22 protein-coding genes and 2 pseudogenes are annotated in these 23,263 nt (G+C 56.3%); 13 read left to right on the forward strand and 11 right to left on the reverse strand.

Annotated elements, in window-relative coordinates; translation table 11 throughout:
* Positions 1 to 64 precede the first annotated feature (64 nt).
* A pseudogene (locus tag LH86_RS15800) lies at positions 65 to 953 on the forward strand (LysR family transcriptional regulator).
* A 52-nt stretch (positions 954 to 1,005) separates the two neighbouring features.
* Here the strand turns inward: LH86_RS15800 and LH86_RS15805 are convergent.
* The gene (locus tag LH86_RS15805; RefSeq protein WP_039303209.1) at positions 1,006 to 2,703 is read right to left on the reverse strand and encodes an NAD-dependent malic enzyme; all 1,698 of its coding nucleotides are present in this window, start codon (positions 2,701 to 2,703) and stop codon (positions 1,006 to 1,008) included.
* A 221-nt stretch (positions 2,704 to 2,924) separates the two neighbouring features.
* Here LH86_RS15805 and LH86_RS15810 point away from each other — a divergent pair, with 221 nt between their 5' ends.
* From LH86_RS15810 to LH86_RS15835, 6 genes and pseudogenes are all read left to right on the forward strand, one after another.
* Entirely contained in the window at positions 2,925 to 3,848 is a 924-nt protein-coding gene (locus tag LH86_RS15810; RefSeq protein WP_039303212.1) for an aminoimidazole riboside kinase, read from the forward strand.
* Between the two features lie 155 nt (positions 3,849 to 4,003).
* Positions 4,004 to 5,521 (forward strand): carbohydrate porin, encoded by a 1,518-nt coding sequence (locus LH86_RS15815; protein ID WP_039303215.1) that lies wholly within the window; start codon positions 4,004 to 4,006, stop codon positions 5,519 to 5,521.
* A 63-nt stretch (positions 5,522 to 5,584) separates the two neighbouring features.
* On the forward strand, positions 5,585 to 6,958 hold the full coding sequence (locus LH86_RS15820) for a sucrose-specific PTS transporter subunit IIBC (RefSeq protein WP_039303218.1): 1,374 nt from the start codon (positions 5,585 to 5,587) through the stop codon (positions 6,956 to 6,958).
* Positions 6,955 to 8,364, forward strand: coding sequence for a sucrose-6-phosphate hydrolase (locus LH86_RS15825; RefSeq protein ID WP_039303221.1), 1,410 nt, complete (start codon positions 6,955 to 6,957; stop codon positions 8,362 to 8,364). Before LH86_RS15820 ends, LH86_RS15825 begins: the two co-directional genes overlap by 4 nt.
* Before the next feature lie 30 nt (positions 8,365 to 8,394).
* A pseudogene (locus LH86_RS15830) lies at positions 8,395 to 9,403 on the forward strand (LacI family DNA-binding transcriptional regulator).
* A 39-nt stretch (positions 9,404 to 9,442) separates the two neighbouring features.
* The gene (locus tag LH86_RS15835) at positions 9,443 to 10,045 is read left to right on the forward strand and encodes a GNAT family N-acetyltransferase (RefSeq protein WP_081943019.1); all 603 of its coding nucleotides are present in this window, start codon (positions 9,443 to 9,445) and stop codon (positions 10,043 to 10,045) included.
* 9 nt (positions 10,046 to 10,054) lie between these two features.
* Here LH86_RS15835 and LH86_RS15840 read toward each other — a convergent pair whose 3' ends face one another.
* From LH86_RS15840 to LH86_RS15850, 3 genes are all read right to left on the reverse strand, one after another.
* Entirely contained in the window at positions 10,055 to 11,446 is a 1,392-nt protein-coding gene (locus LH86_RS15840; RefSeq protein WP_039303224.1) for a heavy metal sensor histidine kinase, read from the reverse strand.
* Positions 11,443 to 12,120 (reverse strand): heavy metal response regulator transcription factor, encoded by a 678-nt coding sequence (locus LH86_RS15845; protein ID WP_039303227.1) that lies wholly within the window; start codon positions 12,118 to 12,120, stop codon positions 11,443 to 11,445. The genes LH86_RS15840 and LH86_RS15845 overlap by 4 nt, the downstream gene beginning before the upstream one ends.
* 75 nt (positions 12,121 to 12,195) lie before the next feature.
* On the reverse strand, positions 12,196 to 12,975 hold the full coding sequence (locus tag LH86_RS15850) for an alpha/beta fold hydrolase (protein WP_039303230.1): 780 nt from the start codon (positions 12,973 to 12,975) through the stop codon (positions 12,196 to 12,198).
* 162 nt (positions 12,976 to 13,137) lie between these two features.
* Here LH86_RS15850 and LH86_RS15855 point away from each other — a divergent pair, with 162 nt between their 5' ends.
* On the forward strand, positions 13,138 to 13,506 hold the full coding sequence (locus LH86_RS15855; RefSeq protein WP_039303233.1) for a VOC family protein: 369 nt from the start codon (positions 13,138 to 13,140) through the stop codon (positions 13,504 to 13,506).
* A 6-nt stretch (positions 13,507 to 13,512) separates the two neighbouring features.
* On the opposite strand, the gene LH86_RS15860 is transcribed toward LH86_RS15855, so the two are convergent.
* Positions 13,513 to 14,727 (reverse strand): MFS transporter, encoded by a 1,215-nt coding sequence (locus tag LH86_RS15860; protein WP_039303237.1) that lies wholly within the window; start codon positions 14,725 to 14,727, stop codon positions 13,513 to 13,515.
* A 110-nt stretch (positions 14,728 to 14,837) separates the two neighbouring features.
* Here LH86_RS15860 and LH86_RS15865 point away from each other — a divergent pair, with 110 nt between their 5' ends.
* The 3 genes from LH86_RS15865 to LH86_RS22610 all read left to right on the forward strand — a co-directional run bounded on the left by LH86_RS15865 (position 14,838) and on the right by LH86_RS22610 (position 16,800).
* Positions 14,838 to 15,746, forward strand: a complete 909-nt coding sequence (locus LH86_RS15865) for a LysR family transcriptional regulator (RefSeq protein ID WP_039303239.1) — start codon at positions 14,838 to 14,840, stop codon at positions 15,744 to 15,746.
* Positions 15,747 to 15,797: 51 nt separating this feature from the next.
* Positions 15,798 to 16,346, forward strand: coding sequence for a GNAT family N-acetyltransferase (locus LH86_RS15870; protein WP_039303241.1), 549 nt, complete (start codon positions 15,798 to 15,800; stop codon positions 16,344 to 16,346).
* A 307-nt stretch (positions 16,347 to 16,653) separates the two neighbouring features.
* Positions 16,654 to 16,800 carry a hypothetical protein gene (locus LH86_RS22610; RefSeq protein WP_156107031.1) on the forward strand — a complete coding sequence of 49 codons (147 nt, stop codon included), beginning with the start codon at positions 16,654 to 16,656 and terminating at the stop codon, positions 16,798 to 16,800.
* Positions 16,801 to 16,808: 8 nt separating this feature from the next.
* On the opposite strand, the gene LH86_RS15875 is transcribed toward LH86_RS22610, so the two are convergent.
* From LH86_RS15875 to LH86_RS15885, 3 genes are read right to left on the reverse strand one after another with little or no spacing between them, the layout of a single operon-like run.
* On the reverse strand, positions 16,809 to 17,069 hold the full coding sequence (locus LH86_RS15875; protein WP_039303243.1) for a hypothetical protein: 261 nt from the start codon (positions 17,067 to 17,069) through the stop codon (positions 16,809 to 16,811).
* A 60-nt stretch (positions 17,070 to 17,129) separates the two neighbouring features.
* Positions 17,130 to 18,026 (reverse strand): SDR family NAD(P)-dependent oxidoreductase, encoded by an 897-nt coding sequence (locus LH86_RS15880; protein ID WP_039303247.1) that lies wholly within the window; start codon positions 18,024 to 18,026, stop codon positions 17,130 to 17,132.
* A 25-nt stretch (positions 18,027 to 18,051) separates the two neighbouring features.
* Entirely contained in the window at positions 18,052 to 18,789 is a 738-nt protein-coding gene (locus LH86_RS15885) for an SDR family oxidoreductase (RefSeq protein ID WP_039303250.1), read from the reverse strand.
* 121 nt (positions 18,790 to 18,910) lie between these two features.
* Here LH86_RS15885 and LH86_RS15890 point away from each other — a divergent pair, with 121 nt between their 5' ends.
* Together LH86_RS15890 and LH86_RS15895 are read left to right on the forward strand one after the other, a co-directional pair.
* The gene (locus LH86_RS15890; RefSeq protein WP_039303253.1) at positions 18,911 to 19,825 is read left to right on the forward strand and encodes a LysR family transcriptional regulator; all 915 of its coding nucleotides are present in this window, start codon (positions 18,911 to 18,913) and stop codon (positions 19,823 to 19,825) included.
* A gap of 96 nt (positions 19,826 to 19,921) precedes the next feature.
* Complete coding sequence (locus LH86_RS15895; protein ID WP_052045597.1) at positions 19,922 to 20,674, forward strand: BPL-N domain-containing protein; 753 nt, start codon at positions 19,922 to 19,924, stop codon at positions 20,672 to 20,674.
* Here LH86_RS15895 and LH86_RS15900 read toward each other — a convergent pair.
* The 3 genes from LH86_RS15900 to LH86_RS15910 all read right to left on the reverse strand — a co-directional run bounded on the left by LH86_RS15900 (position 20,635) and on the right by LH86_RS15910 (position 23,251).
* The gene (locus LH86_RS15900; RefSeq protein ID WP_039303259.1) at positions 20,635 to 21,510 is read right to left on the reverse strand and encodes a dienelactone hydrolase family protein; all 876 of its coding nucleotides are present in this window, start codon (positions 21,508 to 21,510) and stop codon (positions 20,635 to 20,637) included. The two genes, LH86_RS15895 and LH86_RS15900, sit on opposite strands and share 40 nt — an antisense overlap.
* A gap of 101 nt (positions 21,511 to 21,611) precedes the next feature.
* Positions 21,612 to 22,259: a helix-turn-helix transcriptional regulator gene (locus LH86_RS15905; protein WP_039303262.1), complete on the reverse strand. Its 648-nt coding sequence runs from the start codon at positions 22,257 to 22,259 to the stop codon at positions 21,612 to 21,614.
* A gap of 17 nt (positions 22,260 to 22,276) precedes the next feature.
* The gene (locus LH86_RS15910; protein WP_039303265.1) at positions 22,277 to 23,251 is read right to left on the reverse strand and encodes a threo-3-hydroxy-L-aspartate ammonia-lyase; all 975 of its coding nucleotides are present in this window, start codon (positions 23,249 to 23,251) and stop codon (positions 22,277 to 22,279) included.
* Positions 23,252 to 23,263: the final 12 nt, after the last annotated feature.

A 23,263-nucleotide genomic window follows, 5' to 3' on the forward strand; every position in this document is an offset into this window, starting at 1 on the left:
TATCTCGCGTCTGGTGTGTAATAAATATCATGAATTTTCTTGGGGAAGTGAGGAATATTCACTAATGAGCATCAAGCTGGTGGATTTCAGCTATTTCGTGATCGTGGCGAAGTACCGCAGTTTTCGTAAGGCGGCGGAAGAGGTCGGGTTAACGCCCTCGGCCGTTAGCCATTCCATTCGCCAACTGGAGGAGCGGCTTAAAGTCAGGCTGTTCAACCGGACGACGCGCAGCGTGTCGCTCACCGAGGCGGGAAGAAAACTGTATGAGAAGGTTGCTCCGGCTTTTGACGACATCAGCCTCACGCTCGACGAAACTCAACCTTTATCGCGATACGCCGATGGGTATTATTCGGCTCAATGTTGTGCGCCAGGGCGGCAGGCTTCAGCTTGCGCCGCTGATTGCCGACTTTACCCGTCAGTACCCCGACATTCAGGTTGAGGTACAAATGGATGACCGGTTGGTCGATATCGTTAAGGCGCAGCTTGATGCTGGCGTGAGGCTAAACCGGGTCATTGAGAAAGACATGAAGGCGATCCCTTTAGGCCCGCCGGTACGCTATGCGGTTGTCGCCACGCCAGCGTATTTTGCTCGTCATGGGAGCCCGACTGAGCCACAAGCGTTAACTGAACACCAATGCGTTCAGTTCCGTTACCCCAGCGGGAAAGCTTTTGGCTGGTATTTTGAACGGGCTGAGCAGCGTGAAGAAGTTATCGTCAATGGACCGGTGGTGGTGGACGACCTGGATATTGCTCTCGACATGGCGCTTAACGACGTGGGGCTGGCCTACGTGCTGCAGGAGATGGCCGAGCCGTATCTTAAAAGCAGGAAGTTGATTTCCGTCCTGGAAGACTGGCTGCCGGAGCTGCCAGGTTTTCACCTCTATTTCCCGAATCGTAAGCATCCATCCGCGGCTTTCCGCGCTTTTCTGGACTTTCTTAAGGCGCGAAACTGAAAATAAAAAACCCGCCGAAAGGCGGGTTTGAACACGTATAACGAGGGCTTCGTTAGATGGAAGTCCGGCGGTAGTCGCGGTATTCCGGCAGCCAGAAGTTGTCGTCGATGGCCTGCTTCAGGGCTTCAGCGGAGGTGACCACCGCCACGCCTTGCTGTTGGGCGATTTTCGCTACGGCAAAGGCGATAGCGCGGGACACTTTCTGAATGTCCTTCAGTTCTGGCAGCACCATGCCTTCACCGTCGTTCAGCAACGGCGAGTGCTGTGCCAGCGACTCGCTCGCCGCCATCAGCATCTCATCGGTAATGCGCGACGCGCCGGAGGCAATCACCCCGAGGCCAATGCCTGGGAAGATATAGGCGTTGTTGCACTGAGCGATAGGGTACGTTTTATCTTTCCAGGTCACCGGATCGAACGGGCTGCCGGTGGCTACCAGCGCGGCACCATCGGTCCAGGTGATGATGTCCTGCGGCGTCGCTTCCACGCGGGAAGTCGGGTTAGACAGCGGCATCACGATCGGACGCGCACAGTGCTTGTGCATTTCACGAATGATCTCTTCGGTGAACAGGCCAGTCTGACCAGACACGCCGATAAGAATATTTGGCTTCGCGTTGCGTACCACATCCAGCAGGGAAATCGCTTCGTTTTCCAGATCCCACTCAGACAGGCTTTCGCGGCTTTGCACCAGTTTGGTCTGGAAGGAGAGCAGGTTAGGCATGTTGTCGGTGAGCAGGCCAAAACGGTCAACCATGAACACGTTGCCACGGGCGGCTTCTTCACTCAGCCCTTCGCGCTGCATCTGGGCAATGATTTGCTCGGCGATGCCGCAGCCCGCGGATCCAGCGCCCAGGAAGACGATTTTCTGCTGGTTGAGCTGGCTGCCTGCCGCGCGGCTGGCGGCGATCAGCGTCCCAACGGTCACGGCGGCGGTACCCTGAATGTCATCGTTAAACGAGCAGATCTCGTCGCGGTAACGGGTCAGCAGCGGCATGGCGTTTTTCTGCGCAAAGTCTTCGAACTGCAGCAGTACGTCCGGCCAGCGGTGGCGAACAGCCTGAATGAACTCATCCACGAACTCGTAGTAGTCGTCACCGGTAATACGCGGATGGCGAGAGCCCATATACAGCGGGTCGTTCAGCAGCTGCTGGTTGTTGGTGCCGACGTCCAGCACCACCGGCAGGGTGTAAGCCGGGCTGATGCCGCCACAGGCGGTGTACAGCGACAGCTTACCGATAGGAATGCCCATCCCGCCGATGCCCTGGTCGCCCAGGCCGAGAATACGTTCGCCGTCGGTCACCACGATCACTTTGATGTTGTGGTTCGGCACGTTCTGCAGAATATCGTCCATGTGGTGACGATTTTCGTAGTTGATGAACACCCCGCGAGAGCGGCGATAGATTTCTGAGAAGCGTTCACAGGCGGCCCCCACGGTTGGGGTGTAAATCACCGGCATCATCTCTTCCAGATGATTTTCAACCAGGCGGTAGAACAGCGTTTCGTTGGTATCCTGGATGTTGCGCAGGTAGATGTGCTTATCGATTTCGGTTTTAAAGCCCTGGTACTGAATCCAGGCGCGTTCCGCCTGCTCTTCGATGGTTTCAACCACTTCCGGCAGCAGGCCGAGCAGGTTGAAATTGCGGCGCTCTTCGATGCTGAAAGCGCTGCCTTTATTTAACAGGGGGAATTCAAGTAAAACGGGTCCGGCGTAAGGGATGTAAAGCGAGCGATGTTTTTTTGGTTTGATGTCCATGTGCATACTCTTTTTTCGACGTAACGTCTTGCCAGTAAGGCTCATTCGGTAAGTTTTCGCGCGATATTATGGCACAGCGATTTGGCATCTGACACAGCCAGGCCAAGAACTTTGGTTACACAAGTCCTCAAATCAGCAGGAATTTTGTTTCAGCGCGTTCCGTGAGTGTGTTTAAATAGCTAAATCAGTTTAGCAATATTTAGCTTAAGAATGGAGACACCATGAACGTACAAGTTTGGGTCCTGGGCGATGCCGTCGTCGATCTGCTTCCGGACGGCAATGGTCGGTTACTGCAATGCCCTGGCGGGGCACCGGCCAATGTTGCCGTCGGGATTGCCCGTCTTGGCGGCAGCAGCGGATTCATTGGCCGCGTGGGGGACGACCCGTTTGGGCGCTTTATGCGACAAACGCTGCATCAAGAAAAGGTGAACATTGATTTTATGCGTCTGGATGCCGACCAGAGAACTTCGACAGTGGTGGTAGACCTGGACGAACACGGCGAACGCACATTCACCTTTATGGTTCGCCCCAGTGCAGATTTATTTCTGCAATACGATGATATTCCCTCCTTCAACCACAATCAGTGGCTGCATGTCTGCTCGATAGCCTTAAGCGCGGAGCCCAGCCGGAGCACCACGTTTTCCGCCATGGAGCAGATAAAAAAAGCCGGCGGCCAGGTCAGCTTTGACCCTAATATCCGCCACGACCTTTGGCATGACGTCGCAGAGCTGCAGGCTTGCCTGACGAGGGCGCTTCTGCTGGCTGATGTCGTCAAACTTTCCGTCGAAGAGCTGATTTTTATCAGCGGAAAAACCCATCTCCACGAGGGCATTAAAAAGCTGGTCAGCCGCTTTGATATGCGACTTTTGCTGGTCACTCAGGGCAAGGAAGGGGTACTGGTGTATTACCACGGCCAGATCTACCACTTTGATGCCAGGCCGGTGGTCTGCGTGGATACCACCGGGGCAGGCGATGCTTTTGTTGCCGGACTGCTCAGTGGCCTTGCTACCCAGGGTTTACCCGACAGCGAAGAAGAACTGGCCGGGATTGTTGCGCAGGCACAGCTTTGCGGGGCACTGGCCACGACGGCTAAAGGCGCGATGACCGCGCTACCTCACCGGGAAGAGGTCGAGCAATCGCTGTAGAACGGTAAAAATATATTCTGATTGTCGTGCCTGTCACATTTACTAAATCGGTTTAGCCAAATTCGTTGCCATGGGCATTTCACCCTGGTTACCCTTTTTCAACTAAACCGGTTTAGCTAAACAAATGACATTAGCCTCTCAGGGACACGACGAACATGTATAAGAAAAACAAACTGGCGGTGATGATAGCCTTGCTGATCGGCTCGGCGTCCGCGCACGCCGCTACGGATTTGAGCAGCATAGAATCACGCCTTGCCGCGATGGAGCTGCGCTTGCAGGATGCAGAAAGCAGAGCGAAGGCCGCAGAACAACGCGCCAGCGCCGCCGAAAGCAAAGCGCAATTGCTCGCCACTCAACAACAGCAAACTCAGGCAACTGCGCAGGCGGTTGCAGACCGGACTACCCGACTGGAATCAAAAGCAGATAAGCAAACTGGCTTTGAGTTCCACGGCTACGCGCGATCCGGCCTGTTAATGAATGATTCCGCCTCCAGCAGTAAAAGCGGCCCTTATTTAACGCCTGCCGGGGAAACAGGGGGCGCAGTAGGCCGACTGGGTAACGAAGCAGACACCTACGTTGAGCTGAATCTGGAACACCGCCAGACGCTGGATAACGGCACCACGACTCGCTTCAAAGCCATGCTCGCGGACGGGCAAAAGACCTACAACGACTGGTCGGCGGACACCAGCGATCTGAATATTCGCCAGGCTTTCGCTGAACTGGGCAATCTCCCCGGCTTTGATGGCCCGCTCAAAGGCAGTACCTGGTGGGCAGGCAAGCGCTTTGATCGCGACAATTTCGACATTCACTGGCTGGACTCCGACGTGGTGTTTCTCGCTGGCACCGGCGGCGGCGTGTATGACGTCAAATGGAATGACGAGCTGCGCAGCAACTTTGCGGTCTATGGCCGCAATTTTGGCAATCTCGAAGACACCGGTAACACCGTCCAAAACTACATGCTGACCATGAATCACTTTGCCGGGCCGTTCCAGCTCATGGTTACCGGGCTGCGCGCGAAGGATAACGACGACCGCAAAGATACGAATGGCGATCTGATTCAAAAAGAGGCCGCCAATACCGGCGTGCATACTTTGGTGGGGCTGCATAATGACAGCTTCTACGGCCTGCGCGAAGGGAGCGCCAAAACTGCGCTGCTCTACGGCCAGGGTCTTGGAGCCGAAGTGAAAGGGATCGGATCCGATGGTGCATTGCTGTCGGAGGCGAATACCTGGCGCTTCGCCAGCTTTGGCGTGACGCCGATTGGTGGCGGCTGGCATATTGCTCCGGCGGTATTGGCGCAAAGCAGCAAAGATCGCTATGTGAAGGGAGACAGCTATGAATGGGCCACGGTCAACGCGCGGCTTATCAAAGAAGTCACCCAGAACTTTGCTCTGGCGTTTGAGGGCAGCTATCAGTACATGGATCTGCGACCAGAAGGCTATAAAGACCGTAATGCGGTCAACGGCAGCTTCTACAAACTGACCTTTGCCCCGACGTTGAAGGCCGGCAGCATCGGCGACTTCTTCAGCCGCCCGGAACTGCGCCTGTTTGCCACCTGGATGGACTGGAGCAGCAAGCTGGACAAATACGCCAGCAATGACGCCTTCGGCAGCAGCGGCTTTAACGCCGGTGGGGAATGGAACTTTGGCGTGCAGATGGAAACCTGGTTTTAACGAATTTGCCTCCCGCTACGGCGGGAGTGCCATAACATAACAAGAAAGCGTTTAGAGGTGACTATGGATTTCAATCACATTGCCCACGAGCTGATTCCTCTGCTGGGTGGCAAAGAAAATATCGCCAGCGCGGCCCACTGCGCAACGAGGCTACGTCTGGTTCTGGTGGATGATGCGCTGGCAGACCAACAGGCGATTGGCAAAGTAGACGGCGTGAAAGGGTGTTTTCGCAACGCAGGGCAGATGCAAATAATCTTTGGCACCGGCGTAGTGAATAAGGTGTATGCCGCCTTTATTCAGGCCGCAGGCATTGCAGAGTCTAGCAAGTCCGAAGCGGCCGATCTTGCAGCGAAAAAGCTGAACCCTTTCCAGCGCATTGCCCGTCTGCTGTCGAACATCTTTGTGCCAATCATTCCTGCCATTGTGGCCTCAGGTTTGCTGATGGGGCTGCTCGGGATGGTGAAAACCTACGGATGGGTAAGCCCGGATAACGCGCTCTATATCATGCTCGATATGTGCAGCTCCGCGGCGTTTATTATCCTGCCCATTCTGATTGGTTTCACCGCCGCCCGCGAGTTCGGCGGTAACCCTTACCTGGGCGCAACGCTGGGCGGAATTTTAACCCATCCGGCGTTAACCAATGCCTGGGGCGTGGCGGCCGGGTTCCACACCATGAATTTCTTTGGGCTGGAAGTGGCGATGATTGGCTACCAGGGCACGGTTTTCCCGGTGCTGCTGGCGGTGTGGTTTATGAGTCTGGTGGAGAAACAGCTGCGCAAGGTTATCCCGGATGCGCTGGATCTCATCCTGACGCCATTCCTGACGGTCATCATTTCCGGCTTTATCGCGCTGTTGATCATCGGCCCGGCAGGGCGCGCGCTGGGGGACGGTATCTCGTTAGTGCTCAGCACGCTTATCGCACACGCGGGCTGGCTCGCCGGTCTGCTTTTTGGCGGGCTGTATTCCGTTATTGTAATCACTGGTATTCACCACAGCTTCCACGCTATTGAGGCCGGGCTGCTCGGCAATCCTGCCATCGGCGTCAATTTCCTGCTGCCGATCTGGGCCATGGCAAACGTCGCGCAGGGCGGCGCTTGTCTGGCTGTCTGGTTTAAAACACGGGATGCAAAAATCAAGGCGATCACGCTGCCTTCGGCGTTTTCAGCCATGCTGGGCATTACCGAAGCGGCGATTTTCGGGATCAACCTCAGGTTTGTTAAACCCTTTATCGCAGCGTTGATTGGCGGCGCGGCCGGCGGCGCATGGGTGGTTTCCGTGCATGTGTACATGACGGCGGTAGGCTTAACCGCGCTGCCGGGCATGGCGATTGTGCAGGCCAGTTCGCTGGTGAACTACATCATCGGGATGGTTATCGCCTTTGGCGTGGCGTTCATCCTCTCTCTGTTGCTGAAATACAAAGCGGAGTCTGAAGCATGACGCTTGCTTCCCGTTTACCGGCCATTTTGCAGGCCGTGATGACAGGCCAGCCCAACGCCCTGCGGGATAAGCACTATCCGCAGTGGCATCACGCCCCGGTGACCGGGTTGATGAACGATCCGAACGGGTTTACCTGGTTTGCCGGGCGCTGGCACCTGTTTTATCAGTGGAACCCGCTGGCGGCGGACCATAAATACAAGTGCTGGGGCCACTGGAGTTCGGCTGATTTAATGCAGTGGCGGCACGAACCGCTGGCGCTGATGCCGGATGAAGAATACGACCGCAGCGGCTGCTACTCCGGCAGCGCCGTTGACCTCGAAGGTAGGCTGACGCTGTGTTACACCGGCAACGTTAAGTTCGACGATGGTAGCCGCACGGCCTGGCAATGCCTGGCGGTGGAAAACAGCTCAGGTGGTTTTGACAAAACAGGGCCGGTTTTACCACTGCCTGCGGGCTACACCGGGCATGTGCGTGACCCGAAGGTCTGGCAACACGAAGGTGTCTGGTACATGGTGCTGGGCGCGCAGGATCTTCGCAAGCAGGGCAAGGTGCTACTGTTTTCTTCGCCGAATATGCGTGACTGGGAAAACAGGGGCGAAATCGCCGGGAACGGCGTCCATGGGCTGACTGACGCAGGCTATATGTGGGAATGTCCCGATCTCTTCCCTCTGGACGGTAAACACGTGCTGCTCTGTTGCCCGCAGGGGCTGGTCCGTCAAAATGAACGCTTTCTGAATGTTTACCCTGCAGCGTATCTGATCGGCGATTTTAATTACGCAACAGCGACATTTAGCCACGGCGACTTGAACGAGCTGGATGCCGGCTTTGAATTCTATGCGCCGCAAACAGCGCTGGCGCCGGACGGGCGGCGTTTGCTCGTCGGCTGGATGGGCGTGCCGGATGGCGAGGAGATGCTGCAGCCAACCCGCGAGCAGGGCTGGATCCACCAGATGACCTGCCTGCGGGAGCTTACGCTTAACAACGGCAAGCTTTATCAGAATCCGATAGCGGAACTGGCTTCACTGCGTGAAGAAGAACAGCGCTGGCAAGGACAGGCCAGCCAGGCTCCGGCGCTGGATGCAAAACGGCTGGAACTCCAGATAGAGGCCACGGGTAACTTCAGTCTCCGCTTTGGCGGCGGCCTGACGCTGGACGTTACCGGGCGGGGCATTACGCTTCAGCGTCCAGGCCTTGCGTCCGGCGAACCGCATTTGCGTTACTGGCACGGCAAGGTTTCTTCCCTGCAGATCCTTTGCGACAGCTCAAGCGTCGAGATTTTCATCAATCAGGGGGAAGGCGTGATGAGCAGCCGCTATTTTCCACATCCTTCGGAGCGGCTCTCTTTCAACGGTGAGTCGGAGGTCACGTTGCGCTACTGGTCGCTGCGTTCCTGCATGATAGAATGAAGGTTTTCGACTCATTGCCACGGTTGCGCTGTGAAAAAAACCAAACGCGTCACGATTAAAGATATTGCTGAACTGGCGGGCGTCTCAAAGGCGACCGCCAGCCTGGTCCTCAATGGCCGGGGTAAAGAGCTGAGGGTGGCCCAGGCCACTCGCGAACGCATCATGACCATTGCGCAACAGCAGCACTATCAGCCGAGCATTCACGCTCGCTCGCTGCGGGATGACCGCAGCCATACCATTGGGCTTGTGGTCCCGGAGATCACCAACTACGGGTTCGCCGTCTTCTCCCATGAACTGGAAATGCTCTGCCGCGAAGCGGGCGTTCAGCTGCTTATCTCCTGCACCGACGAAAATCCAGGTCAGGAAAACATGGTGGTCAGCAACATGATTGCGCGCCAGGTCGACGGCCTGATTGTGGCCTCCAGCATGTTAACCGCCGGGGATTACCACAAGCTGAGTGAGCAACTGCCGGTGGTGCTGTTCGACCGGCACATGAACGACACTGAGCTGCCGCTGGTTGCCACCGACTCTGTGCAGCCTACCGCCGAGCTGATCGCCCCCGATTGCCCGCCAACATGCGGATGAATTCTACTTCTTAGGCGGCCAGCCGAGGCTTTCTCCCACTCGGGATCGGCTGGAAGGTTTTACCCAGGGGCTGGCTCAGGCGGGCGTCACGCTGCGCCCGGAGTGGATCATTCACGGTAACTATCACCCCAGCTCGGGCTATGAATCCTTTGCCGCGCTTTGCGCGCAGCTTGGCCGCCCGCCCAAAGCGCTGTTCACCGCCGCCTGCGGCCTGCTTGAAGGCGTGCTGCGCTACATGAGCCAGCACAACCTGCTGGAGAGCGACATTCACCTGGCCAGTTTTGACGATCACTATCTCTACGACTCGCTGTCGGTGCGCATCGACACCATTCAGCAGGATAACCGCCAGCTGGCTTTTCATTGCTATGAGCTGATCAGCAAACTGATTGACGGGCAGTCGCCCACGCCGATGCAGCGCTACCTTCCGGCAAAAATATTACGTCGGCATTCATAACGGAAAAACCTGCCATTATCGCTACAGGGAAATAACGTCATGCAAACTTTTTGCTACCCGAATGGAACGCTACACGCTGATGAAGAAGGTCAGGTTTCGCCGTTCAATGTGGTGATTGATACCCCACGGCTGATACTGTCTCCACCTTCTCGGGACGATGCTCCGGCACTGCTCAGCATTTTTTCCGAACCACAGGTGATGAAATACTGGAACACCGCCCCCTGGCGCTCACTTGACGATGCTCTGCGTTTTATCGACCGTAGAACGGCAGATATGCAGGAGCGTTCGGCACTGACGCTGTGCATTCGGGATAAACAGTCGGGCCAACTGGCGGGAAAATGTATGCTTTTCAACTTTGACGTTCATTCCCGCCGCGCCGAGATCGGGTTTTGTCTGGGGCGCGAGCATTGGGGGAAGGGACTGGTTAACGAAGCCGCCGATGCACTGATCGCCTATGCTTTTAAAGTGCTTAATCTGCGCCGTATCGAAGCTGAAATTGATCCTGACAACCGGGCTTCTGCCGCCGCCCTGCAAAAACTGGGCTTTGCTCAGGAAGGGCTGTTGCGGCAGCGCTGGGAAATCAACGGCGTGATTTCTGACTCAGCGCTGTTCGGCCTGCTGGCGGCAGAAAAAAAAGCCTGAAGTTTTTGTCTAGCGCCGGTCAGGAAACCACAAACCAAAGCGGGTGACGCCGCCCTGACTTTCCACCCAGCAGCGCCCCTGATGCAGCAGCATGATGGAGTTCACAATGGATAAACCAAGCCCGCTGGAGTGCGCCGAGTCGTTGCGAGAGGGATCTGCCCGGTAAAACCGGTCGAAAATCCTTTCCTGGTGCGCCGGGGAAATCGACTCTCCACGGTTTATCACGACGATGGACATACCTTCTGCTTCGGCGCTGGCCTCAATGTCAATCTCACTGCCAGGTTCGGCATAGCGCACCGCGTTAGACAGCAGGTTAGCCAGTGCACGGCGCAGCAGCAGGGCATCCGCACTGACCGTGCCGCTGGCGCGAGTCTGAATCGTGACCTCACGGTCGGCCGCAAGATCCTCGAAATACTCACCGAGGCGATTAATCTCTTCGGCAACGTCAATATCGCGCCGCTGGATCTCCTGATCCGGCTGTTCCGCCTGGGCCAGAAACAGCATGTTGTCTATCATTCGCGACATACGCTGCAGCTCTTCAAAGTTCGAGCCAAGCAGGCGCTGGTAATAGGCGTTGTCCCGCGTCGCGCCGAGACCAACTTCCGTCTGGCCAAGCAGGGTGGTGATGGGCGTGCGCAGATCGTGGGCCATATCGGCGCTGACCTGTTTTAACTGCTGGAATCCGCGCTCCAGGCGTTCAAGCATCGCGTTGATTTGATCAATCAGCGCATCAAGCTCAGTCGGCACATCCAGCTTATCCAGCCTTGATGACAGCGTTTTGGTGCCAATCGTGGCCGTGCGATCGGCCAGACGACGTAAAGGCGAAATTCCGCGGCGGGCAAAGATCACCGCCAGCACAACCGAGATGGCCGCCATCATCGAGGCAAAGAGAATAATTTTGTTACGGTACTCTTCGAGAATATGGGTTCTGTCGCTCAGCACCCGCGCCGACACAATCTCCAGCGGCGGTAAATTATTGGCTGAAGGACTAATGGCGGCCATGTAAACCATTGGCGTGCCGTCCGCATTGTTAGCGTGATGCACGGCCTCAAGCGTTAGCCGCTGGTTGGCGGCAACCGGCGTCACGGCGGGAATAGCGCGCTGCATAGGGTTAACTTCCAGCAAGGTAGCGCCGCCGACATAGCGAATGACAAGCAGGGATTCCGTATTGCCCAGCATATTGGCAAACAAATGGGGTTTGTCGCGGATCAGTTGCCTTGCATCCAGATCCCGCAGCAGCGTACTGATCTGGTCCACGCGAGAAACCAGTGCGGCATCATCGCGTATAGAAAGCTGCTGGCGCAGGGCGTAATAGAGCGCGCTGCCCATGACGGTAAACGCCACAAAGGAGAAGGCGGCCAGCAACACGGCAAGGCGGAAGGTTAGCGAAGTCCGCTTCATAACTCAGGCTCGCAGCGGTAGCCCACGCCATGCACGGTATGAATGAGTCGGACAGGGAAAGGATCGTCCACTTTTTGCCGCAGCCTGCGTACTGCGACATCCACCACATTAGTGTCGCTGTCGAAATTCATATCCCACACGCGGGAAGCCAGAAACGTCCGCGACAGGACTTGCCCCGGATGCTGGAGAAAGCACACCAGCAGCTTGAACTCTTTGTTGGTCAGCGTGATGCGTTTGCCTTCGCGCTCGCAGCGAAACTTGGCGACGTCCACCACCAGATCCGCCAGTGTTAGCACTTCTTCGGCTTCGGCCTGCGGCTGGCCGCGGCGTAAAATAATGCGGATCCTTGCCAGCAGTTCGGCAAAGGAGAAAGGCTTGACGAGGTATTCGTCGGCACCCAACCCAAGCCCGCGTAAGCGGTCTTCCAGCGTGCCTCGCGCGCTAAGAAACAGCACCGGCGTCTGGCTGTGGGCGCGTAAACGTTCCATTACCGTCCAGCCGTTCATTTCCGGCAGCATTACGTCCAGCAGGATCAGGTCATAGCTCTCTTCCCGCGCCAGATGCAGGCCGTCAATGCCGTTGGCCGCCCAGTCTGCGGTATAACCCGCTTCGTTCAGCCCGCTCACCAGGTAGGCGGCGGTTTTCGCTTCGTCTTCGATAATGAGGATTTTCAAGCGACGGATCCTGTCAAAAGGAGAGAAAAGGGCGTGGAGACCGCCCCAGTCTCGTCATTATAAGATGCGTGAACCTCAGTAGCCAGGCACGTGCGCAGCTTTCATGATCAGGTTGGCCACCGCTTCAGGCTGTGAAATCAGTGAAACGTGGCTGGATTTAAGCTCGATGGTTTGTGCGTGCATGCGCTTCGCCATAAACCGTTCCAGATCCGGGTTGATCGTGCGGTCTTCGGTAGATACCGCGTACCAGGTTGGTTTGTCATGCCAGGCGGCAACAGTGGTTTTCGCCATAGTAATGGCTTTGCCGATCGGCTGCTGCACGGCGTAATAGGCTTTAGCTTCGCTTTCTGGCAGGTCGCCGGCGAAATCGTGGATAAATGCCGACTCGCTCAGCGCGCCGTAGCCATCGTCATTCCATTTCAGGCCCGCGGAAGCCGGTGCCGCAGGGTATTTTTTGGTTAGTGCCGGGTAGTCTTCACCGGCTTCCGGGGCACGAGCGGCGATATACACCAGGCCTTTGACTTCTGGCTCATCGCCCGCCTGGCTAATTACCATCCCGCCGTAGGAGTGCGCCACCAGAATCACCGGGCCGTTTTGCTGCGCCAGCGCGCGTTTTACCGCGGCAACATCGTTATCTAATGACGTTGTCGGGTTCTGGACCGCCGTGACGTGCAGCCCTTTGGCCTGTAGCAGGGGAATAACTTTGCCCCAGCTTGAGCCATCGGCAAACAGGCCGTGCACCAGCACGATGTTTTTCACTTCCTGCGGAGCAGGCGTGGTGTCGGCACGGGCAGCCGTGGTACCAAAAGCGGCCAGCATAAGGGTGGCAAGCGCAGAGAGATGGCGTAATTTCATGATCTATCCTCAAGGTTCAACAAAGGGGTCAGGGCCAATTTATCTCTCGGGCGCCAACAAAGTGCTGACGTGGAAATGACAAAAAAATGACAAACGGGGCATTCTTGCGGTTCATGATGAAGGGCTCTACACTGATTTTTTTCAGCCTGAAAGAGATTGTAAATGCCTAATAATATTACGCCTTTTGCCTTCGTGCTGGCGGTAAACAACCTTGATGACACTGCGGGTTATTTCCGCGATACGTTAGGCTTTACCCTTGAATGGCCTGGCACGAACGGCTGGCAATTAGCGGTACGAGGAACAGTGAAGGTGATGCTGGGCCATTGCCCGCAGGCGCTGGCCCCAGCTTCCCTTGGGGATCACAGTTATTTCGGCTATCTGCATGTTGATGACGTGGATGCGCTCTACGCCGAGTTTGTGCAGCGCGGTGCCATCATTTTACACCCCCCCGCCAGCCGTCCACACGGGATGCGCGAATTTCTCGTCGCTACGCCAGAAGGCCATAAAATCATGCTTGGCCAGGTGTTGTAAAAGCCATCAGCCACCACGGGCTTTGCTTTCACGAGTAACAATCACCGCCAAAAGCCCGGCCAGCGCAAAAGCAGCGGCTACGTAAGGAATAGGGCGTGGGCCGGTCAGGTTTATCAACACCCCGCCGATCAAAGAGCCTAAACCAATCGCCGCATTAAATACCGACACGTTCACCGAGGTAGCAGCATCCGCACCGCCTTCGAGGCGAGAGGCTTCTTTGAACACCAGCGTTTGCAGCAGCACCGGCAGCGCACCGTAAGCCGCGCCCCACAGCGCAATAGCGATGAAGATCGATGTATGGCTTACAGCAGCCACATTCAGGCAGGCAAGGCTGGCGGTAAACAACGCGGCGACGATCCCCAGACTTGTGCGCGGTGCACGGGCGGCAAAAGGCCCCACGGCAAAATTGGTCACGACGCCCGCCGCACCATAAACCAGCAGCAACATACTGATTTGCCCACTGCTTTGACCTGCGACTTGCTCGAGGAACGGCGTGATATAGGTGTAAGCCAGGAAGTTACCGGAAACGACCAGCGCGGTGATGCCAAAAATAGCCAGCAATGCGCCGTTTTTAAACACGGCGGAAATCGCCCCGCGCTTAGCGGACCGGGCGATCCTCACCGCCGGAACGGACCAGACAATAAGCGTGAATACGGCCAGACAAAGAAGGCAAAGCGCGGCAAACACCGCCCGCCAGCCGTAAAAATCGCCCAGCATAGTGCCGGCAGGCACGCCGAGAACCGTTGCCAGAGAAACGCCGCCAAACACGACGGACGTTGCCCGCACTGCGTTACGGGAAGCCACCAGATGCACGGCGGTCACCACGGCGGTAGACCAGAACACCCCGATAGCGGCGGCCACCAGAATACGGCCCACAAAGACAACAAAATAATCCGACGCCAGCCAGGTAATCAGGTTGCCCGCAAAACAGGCTGCCAGCAGGCCAGACATTAACGCTTTGCGGTTGATGTGCCCCAGCAGTCCGGTCAGCGGAGCAGCGGTGAGCGCCACCATAAAAGCAAATATTGTAACCAGATATCCTGCCACGCCCAGAGAAACGTTTAGCCCGGCGGCCATGCCCGGAAGCACACCTACCGGCATCAGTTCGGTACTGACAAAAGTGAAACAGCCCAGGCTTAGCGCCAGCACCGCCGCAATGCTGCGGGCCCGGGACACATGTGCGCCCTGCGGCGCAGCGATATTTGTACTGCTTGAATGCATAAAACCATCCTGAAAATGTGAACAGGTCGAGATGACGAGCAAATTGTGGCGCTGCGCAGGGCAGAATGCGATAGCATGAAAGGCATATCACTTATGACTGAGAATCAACAATGAGAGCCTTAAGTTCGCAGTTGCTCGAAGGCGTGGACGTGATGGCGGCGGTGGTGGACACCCTGAGCTTTGGCGCAGCTGCCGAAATGCTCGATATGTCGCAGTCGGGCGTCAGCCGGGCGATTGCACGCCTGGAAAAGCGGCTTGGCATCCGTGTTTTTGACCGAACCACGCGTTCAGTACGGCTGACCGATGAGGGGCGGGAGTTCTACGAGCAGGTTATGCCCCTGATTGGCGCCCTGGCCGAAGTCACCGGCGGTGCGGCAGGGGACGGCCAAACCCTGCGGGGCAAGCTGCGGGTGAACGTTGACCCGCTGTTTGCCAGCCAGGTTTTAGGGCCACGCCTCGGCACGTTTATGGACAAACACCCGGAGCTTGAGATCGAGCTACGCAGCCGGGATGAACTGGGCGATCTTATTTCTGACGGCTTCGACCTGGCGCTGCGTTTTGGCCACCCTCAGTCCTCGTCGATGATAGCCAGAAAGCTGTTCGACACCCGCGTTTTTGATATGGCCTCTCCCGAGTATTTACGCCGCTTTGGTTATCCTCAAACGCCCCAGGAGCTGGAGCAGCCGCCACACCGCTGCATATTGTTCCGGGAGCCGCTGACGGGAAAACCGTTTGCCTGGGAGTTTCACCAGGGGAAAAAAAAGGTGATGATCCAGCCCAGGGGAATGTTGACGGTCAACGATGCGGAAACGGCGTTCAGTACCTGTCTTGCGGGCCTTGGCGTAGCTCAGATCTTTGAACTGGGCAGCGAGGAATATGTTGCTTCCGGGCGGCTGGTGCCGCTGTTTCCCGAATGGTCAGATCACCGTTTCCCGCTCTATGCGTACTATCCATCCCGGCATCATGTGCCAGCGAAAACTAGGGCGTTACTGGATTTTGTTAGCGGGCTGGTAGGGTAACGTTCTCAGGCAAAACCGAAATAGATATTTCGTCGGAAAGGAAAAGTGCATATGCAAATACCAGAACTCTATACAGAACGCTTGCTGTTAAAGCCATTAGCCGCCGAAGATGCCTCACAGATTCAGGTGCTTTATCCACGTTGGGAGATCGTTCGCTATATGGTCTCCTCAGTACCATGGCCCTATCCGGATAACGGGGCTGAAAATTACGTCAATAACGTTGCCCTGCCTGATATGGAAAAAGGGATTGCCTGGTTCTGGACTATCAGACACCGTCAGACCCCTGACAAACTCATGGGTTTAATCTGCCTTTATGACGTTGAGGATAATAACCGTGGATTTTGGTTAGCACCGGAATATCAGGGGCAGGGTTTTATGCGTGAGGCCAGTAATGTCGCGACGGATTACTGGTTTAATACGTTAAATAAGGCAGTATTGCGTGCGCCGAAAGCGGCTCTCAATAGCCGTTCCAGACGTATTTCAGACAGTAGCGGCATGCGGCTTATCAGGACTGAAAAGAAAGAGTATGTCAGCGGCCTGCTGGATTCCGAACTCTGGGAAATCACGCGCGACGAATGGAACGCTCGTCAGGTTGATTAATGTTAGTTATGGAATATCTGCTTTCCGCTCATAGCGGATTTAGCCCAACAAGGCTGTCCGCTTTGTGCCAGAAGCGGAAGTTGAAGAACCATCTTTGCGAGCAAAATATAACAATACTTTGATGGCGCAGCGGGTATCACTACCTTAGAACATGATATGTAAGAGGGATTGATTCGCCATCGATCAGCAGTATCGCTCGCTTGGCTACGGCTGCGGGGCTCTAAGGCAGCTCAAGGCTGATCTGACGCTTTGTATCGAGCCACTGAATAACGATGCGGGGAACATTCAGCAGCGAATAAAACGGAAAGTGTTTGAACTGCGAAACGGCTTTCACGAAACGGGCCAGCAACAGTATATTCATGACAATTTGTATGAAGTGCTGTGCAGCCACGAAACCTACAGTCGCCGGACGTTTCTGGCATTAATGCAAACTATCGAAGCGTCTGACGAGTAATCTCCCTATTAGCGCTCAACAATCCACAAGAACGGCACAACCGGCAGGGCAAAGATCGCCGCAAAAATGGCCAGCTCCTCGCCCCAGCCGTAGCCTGCTTTAATCACCCCGATCAGCATATTTGCCGCAGCAATCAGGCACCACAGCACAGCAAAGCCTCGGGCGATCACGGCCTGGGCTGGTGGATAGTCCGGGGCAAACAGCCGGATAAGCAGGTAACAGCTGCTGGCAAGCAAAAAGCCGCTCAGCAGAAATAACAACGTGCGCATAAAATACTCCAGGAAATGGCCTGCGGATTAACTTTGCGAGATAAGCCGCAGGCTGGGGATTTACTGTCGGGGAGTTAACAGATCGCCTAAACCAATGCGCTGCAAAAACTCTTTGCGGATGCGGTCAGCTACGGCGTTGACCACTTCGGCACCGTCGTCAGAGGGATCAACGTGCACGCGGAACGGACGTTTGCCATACGGCGCATTCACAATATCCACCATCGCTGCCGCGACATCGGCAACATCGGCATCCTCTGGCTCACAGGCCGCCAGACCTTTCAGCGCTTCATCTTCCAGCCCGGCCGTCGGGCCAGTTTGGGTCCAGGCCAGCTCACGTTCTCTGTCCGCAGGCTTGCCGGAATGCAGAAAGTGATTGGTACCTTTGGTAAAAGCGCCCGGTACCAGAATCGAGCTTTCAATCCCCCAGCGGCTAAGTTCGGCGGCATAGCTGACGGCCACGGCGTCCATCGCGGCTTTGGCGGCAAAATAGGGTGCCAGATAAGGCGGGGTACCGCCTCGCGTACTGCTGCTGCCAACCCACAACACCAGGCCTTTTCTTTGCTCGCGCAGATAAGGCAGCGCCGCCCGGTTAACCCGCTGCGTCCCCAGCACGTTAATATCGAAAAGCTGGCTGAACTGTTCCGGCAGAAATGCTTCGGCGGGGCCGTAGGACATGTGTCCGGCATTGTGCACCACGACGTCCAGCCTCCCTTGTTCCGCGATAATTTGTGCAACTGCCTCCTTCGCCGAAGTCTCGGATTGCACGTCCAGCTCGATAGCCCGAAGATCAACGCTGTGATGCCACGCGTAATCCTTCAGGCTGTCAACCTGAGGCGCATTGCGGCCCGTGATGTCCCGCATACTGGCGTAAACGGTGTGCCCGGCATGGGCGAGGGCGCGTGCGGATAAAGCACCAAAGCCGCTGGATGCGCCGGTTATCAGAATAACTTGTTGCATAATTTTCTCCTGTTCGTCGCCGATCTTATGCAAAGCCGCCGTTTACGCGGATCACCTGAGAGTTCACCCAGCTACCGTCCGGACCCGCCAGCGTGGCCACAATGCTGGCGATTTCGTCTGGTTTGCCGATGCGCCCGAGCGGCGCGAGGTTGGCGATGGTTTGAATTTGCTCTTCGGTTTTACCGTTCAGGAACAGGTCAGTGCCGGTTGGCCCAGGTGCAACGGCGTTAACGGTGATATTGCGGCCACGCAGTTCGTTGGCGAGGACGTGCACCAGGCCTTCAACCCCGGCTTTGGAGGCGATATAAGGGCCGTAGGCCGGGAATGATTTGGCAATAACGCTGGTTGAAAGGGCGATAATGCGGCCACCTTCCTGCAGCGACTCAGCGGCATTTGCCAGCACCATAAATGCCCCGCGAAGGTTTGTATTGATGATTTTGTCGAATTCCGCGAGGCCTGCCGGAGTGATTTTCACCATCGGCATAACGCCTGCGCTGTGTACCACCACGTCCAGCTGGTTGTGGATGGCTTTCGCTTCGGCAAACAGACGGGTGACGTCGCTTTCAGAGGAGACATCCGCCTGAATCGCCACGGCGTTCCCACCGCTGTTTTTAATCACCTGGACCGTTTCATCGGCGCTGGCTTTATTCCCGGCATAGTTGACGACGACGGTGAAGCCGTCGCGGGCCAGTCTTTCAGCAATAGCCCGGCCAATCCCACGGGAAGCGCCGGTCACCAGGGCAGTTTTCTTTGCAGTTGTCATGCTGTTCTCCAGATGCTGTGAATGGATCGCCCCGAGTGGGCGTGGGTGCATTGTTAATGTTTTTGTATTCGGGATAAACGATGCTAATTTGATTAGATAATTCCGTTATGGTTAATAATAGATGGACAAATTCGACACGCTGCAGCTGTTCACCCGCATTGTTGAGCTGGGCAGTTTCAGCCAGGCCGCCGATCAGCTCGGCATCCCGAGAGCCACGGCAAGCAATGCCATTAAAGAGCTGGAGAGCCAGCTGGGCTGTCGCTTGCTGGAGCGCACCACCCGGCATGTGCGAGTCTCCCAGGATGGCAAAGCGTATTACCAGCGCTGTGTATACATTCTTGCGGAGTTGAATGATGCCGAAGCCGCGCTGCGTCCTGTTGTGGCGCGACCTCGAGGCATTTTGCGAATCGATCTGCAGGGGACGCATGCATCACACATCGTCCTGCCTCAACTGGATGAATTTCACCGCCGCTATCCCGATATTGAACTGATTATCAGCAGCGGCGACAGGCTGGTTGATTTGGTGCGCGAAGGGATAGATTGCGTGGTGCGTGCCGGTAAATTACAGGACTCTTCGCTGGTTGCCCGTCACCTCGCGGACTTGCCTCAAACGGTGTGCGCCAGCCCGGATTATCTGGCGGCATTTGGCGTGCCCATGCACCCGGACGATCTCGAGCATCATCAGTGCGTTAACTTTTTCTCGACAACGGGCGGCGTGAATTACCCCCTTGAGTTCATTATTGATAACGAGCGCCGGGCTTTCTCGCCTAAAGGCTGGGTGACGGTCAACGAAGCGGAAAACTATGTCATCTGCGCGCTGCGTGGCTGCGGCCTGGTTCAGCTCCCGCGCTATCACGTCGAACAGGCGCTGAGCGAAGGTCGGCTGGTAGAAGTGATGGTGGGCTGGCAAAGCCCGACCATCGCTGTTTCTGCGGTGTACACCCAAAACAGACAGCTTTCACCGCGCGTGCGGGTGTTTATCGACTGGCTGAAGGAGATTTACAGCGCGCGGTTTCCTGCCGAAGGGATGGCTTAAACACCTGCTAAACCTCGCCGCGATTTGACTGGTTTTTAAAAGGCTTCGGCATCCATACTGGCTTCCTCTAAAGTGCTTTTGAGACAGGATGCCCGGATGAACATATTCCGCTTAGCGCTCTGCGCTTTTATATTATCCCCATTCGCTACGCATGCAGCCAACACCGGCCCCTTAAACATCGCCATATACCGGGGAGCCGCGGGCTGCGAAGGCTGTTCTGAAATGGTGGCAAAATCCCTGCAGAATAGCGGGAAAAATATCGCCATTTCCTACATCGGTGAAAATGAAAAGCTCAAGCTCACCGGGCAAAATCTGAGTCAATTTGATCTCTACGTGCAACCCGGCGGCGGGCAGGATATTCCGGCCGCGTATGATGCCATTGGCGATGACGGCGCGCGGGCTATCAGAGAGTTTGTGAGACACGGGAAAGGTTATCTTGGTCTGTGCATGGGGGCTTATCTGGCGGACAAAGACTGGATAGGGCTTATCGACACGCCCCTTGAGTCTGAGGTTGGGCGGTCTGGGTCCGGCGTCTCTGATGAAGGTGACTACACGCTGAATATCCGCTGGGGGAATAAAAAAGAGCCTTTTTATTATCAGGACGGCCCTTATTTTACTCCCGGATCGAAAAACAGCGGCTTTACGCCCGTGGCCTGGTACAGCAATGGCGATGTGGCAATAGCGACCTTCCGCTACGGTAAAGGAAATGTGGTGCTGACCGGGCCACACCCGGAGGCGGATGGCAGCTGGTTTGACAACAGCGTCGCCGGGCATACTTCGCCTCAGAGTAAAATGGCCCGGCTGCTTAGCTATTTCGACACGGGGTCGAACGGCACTCCAAGCGACTGAACAAAGGTTTTAACTTGTGGGTACCAAAGCCTGACGCCTGCTTTGCTGTCGGCAAAGTCATGGGAGTTTTGGCCGAAGGTGCCAATATCAACCATTCGGGCGCGGCTTGCTGCCCCGGTGGCCTGGTGGGTGTAGGCGCTGAACATTTGCTGCGGCATCGGCTGCGGCCAGAGCTGATCGTTATCACCGTAGAACCAAAGCGAGGGATAGCGCGCCTGTTTGCCTATCGCGCCATAGGTGCGTACCAGATTTTGCTGCCAGCCTTCACATTTTGGCTGGCGCAGACCACCCGAGAAATTGATCACGCCCAGCACGCCCGGAAGCTGACGAGTACTAAGCGCCATTGTCACCAGCCCGCCGTCCGACTGCCCGGCAATCACTATGCGCGAACGGTCTACGTAGGGCAGTTTGACCAGTTCATTGAGGGCGGCAGCCACACCATCTGCTTCATCAAGCGCGTGGCGGCGCACATCGCAGCCGTCTTTCGGATACTCGCCTCCAGAGGCCGCAAAGCCTTCCCGCATCGGGACCGCGACCACAAACCCCCGGTGAACAAATACCGAAGCGATTTGAAGATGGCGGGAACGTGGCTGCGTGCGCGCATTGCCCGGATTTTTACCGTGGTTCATTAACAAAAGGGGAAAAGGGCCATTGCCTGGAGGCTTATACAGGGTGGTTTCCAGCTCAACGGTTCGGCCCGCTATCTGCACGGGCAACATCACAATCTGTTCGTTGAGCTGCCTTTCCAGCCTCAGGGATGAGGAAGCGTTGTTACTGGGGGAGCTACAGCCGCTGGCGCTGAGAAGAAGCGCCGCAACCGGCAGCCTGGTGAGCATGCGAAGGAAAGAACCGGAGCGCTGTGGCTCCTGACATAGAGGCGAAATCCGCCACTTCAAAGAACCCATTTATCTGCCCTGGCAAAGTTACTGCGGTTGAATTATGCCGTGTCGTCTACGGACGGCTGTTGTTTTGCATACAAATAAACCGATGCCCGGGAAACGCCCAGATGCTGCGCCACGGTTTCCATCGACTTACGGATATCCAGTAATCCTTCTTTTTTTAGCGTCTGCAACAGCTCAATTCTTTCTGAAGTTTTCAGCGCGCGCGGCGTCGTGCTTATGCCAGCCGCATAGCGATCGATTCTCAGCCGGATGGCTTCGGAGCCTGCGGGTTCAATATGTTCTTCCACCGGGCCAGGGCTGGTGTCGGTGAAGCGGGCGAGTGCACTTTGCATCCCTCTGAACAAGGTCATATCCAGGTTAAGGCAAAGGGCGGCAACATAGTTCCCGGCGTCATCTTTCAGCCCGATAGAGGTACTTTTTACCGGGCGTCCGTCGGCAAACTGGTTAGCATAATTGGCGATCACCGCCGGGAAATCAGGGGAGGCGATGCGCGCCAGCCCCATTTCAGTAGCACCCTGACCAACCTCGCGGCCGGACAGGTTGTTGTGGATGGAGAGAATAGAGTGCTCGGGCTGCGTCAGGTCGTGCACCACCACCTCACAAAAAGGGGCGAAGGTTTCACTCAACCCCTGGGCGATGGTTTCGAGCTGGTCGAGCAGGGCACTGTTTTCTGATTTTGACACTCTATTTCTCCTGTTAATTAACGCGGGCCGGCGAGGTACTCAGCGTAGCGGCTGATATCGACGTTGCCGCCGCTGATGATAATCCCGATTCGCTTCCCGCGCAGGCTCTCTTTCATTCCGTGCGCCGCAGCAAAACCAAGGCAGCCCGTCGGCTCGACCACCATTTTCATCCGCTCGGCGAAAAACTTCATTGAGTCGATCAGCTCTTCATCAGTGGCGGTGAAAATGTCGTCCACGTTCTGGCAAATCATCTGGAAGGTGTAGTCCCCCAGGAAGGTGGTTTGCGCACCGTCGGCGATGGTTTTTGGCGTATCGATACGTACAATTTGCCGATGCCGGAGCGACTGCTGGGCATCGTTCCCGGCTTCCGGCTCCACGCCGTAGACTTTACAGTTGGGGGAGAGGTGACGCGCCGCCAGCGAACAGCCGGAAATCAGGCCGCCGCCGCCCAGGCAGACAAACAGCGCGTCCAGCTCGCCAACCTCGTCGAACAGCTCTTTCGCTGCCGTGCCCTGGCCGGCAATGACGTGTGGATGGTCGTAAGGCGGGATCAGCGTCAGGCCATATTTTTCCGCCAGATCTTTGCCAATCTGCTGGCGGTCTTCGGTGTAGCGGTTATAGAGAATGACTTTGCCGCCGTATTCACGCGTGGCGGCAATTTTGGCTGCCGGGGCATCTTCCGGCATCACGATGGTGGCCGGGATCCCCAGCAGCCTTGCGGCGAGCGCAATCGCCTGGGCGTGGTTCCCTGAGGAGAAGGCCACCACGCCAGCTTCTTTCTGCTCCGGCGTGAACTGAGCGAGGGCGTTCATGGCCCCACGGAACTTAAACGCACCCATCCGCTGATAGTTTTCACATTTGAAAAAGACTTCGGCGCCAAACTCTTCATTCACGGTTCGGGATGTCATGACCGGGGTGCGGTTGGCATGGCCCTCAATGCGTTTTGCTGCTGCGACCACATCTTCATAAACGGGGAGAACTAATTCACTCATTTTGCCACCTTT

Origin of the sequence: Cedecea neteri (assembly GCF_000758325.1) — a bacterium.
GTDB lineage: Bacteria > Pseudomonadota > Gammaproteobacteria > Enterobacterales > Enterobacteriaceae > Cedecea > Cedecea neteri_B.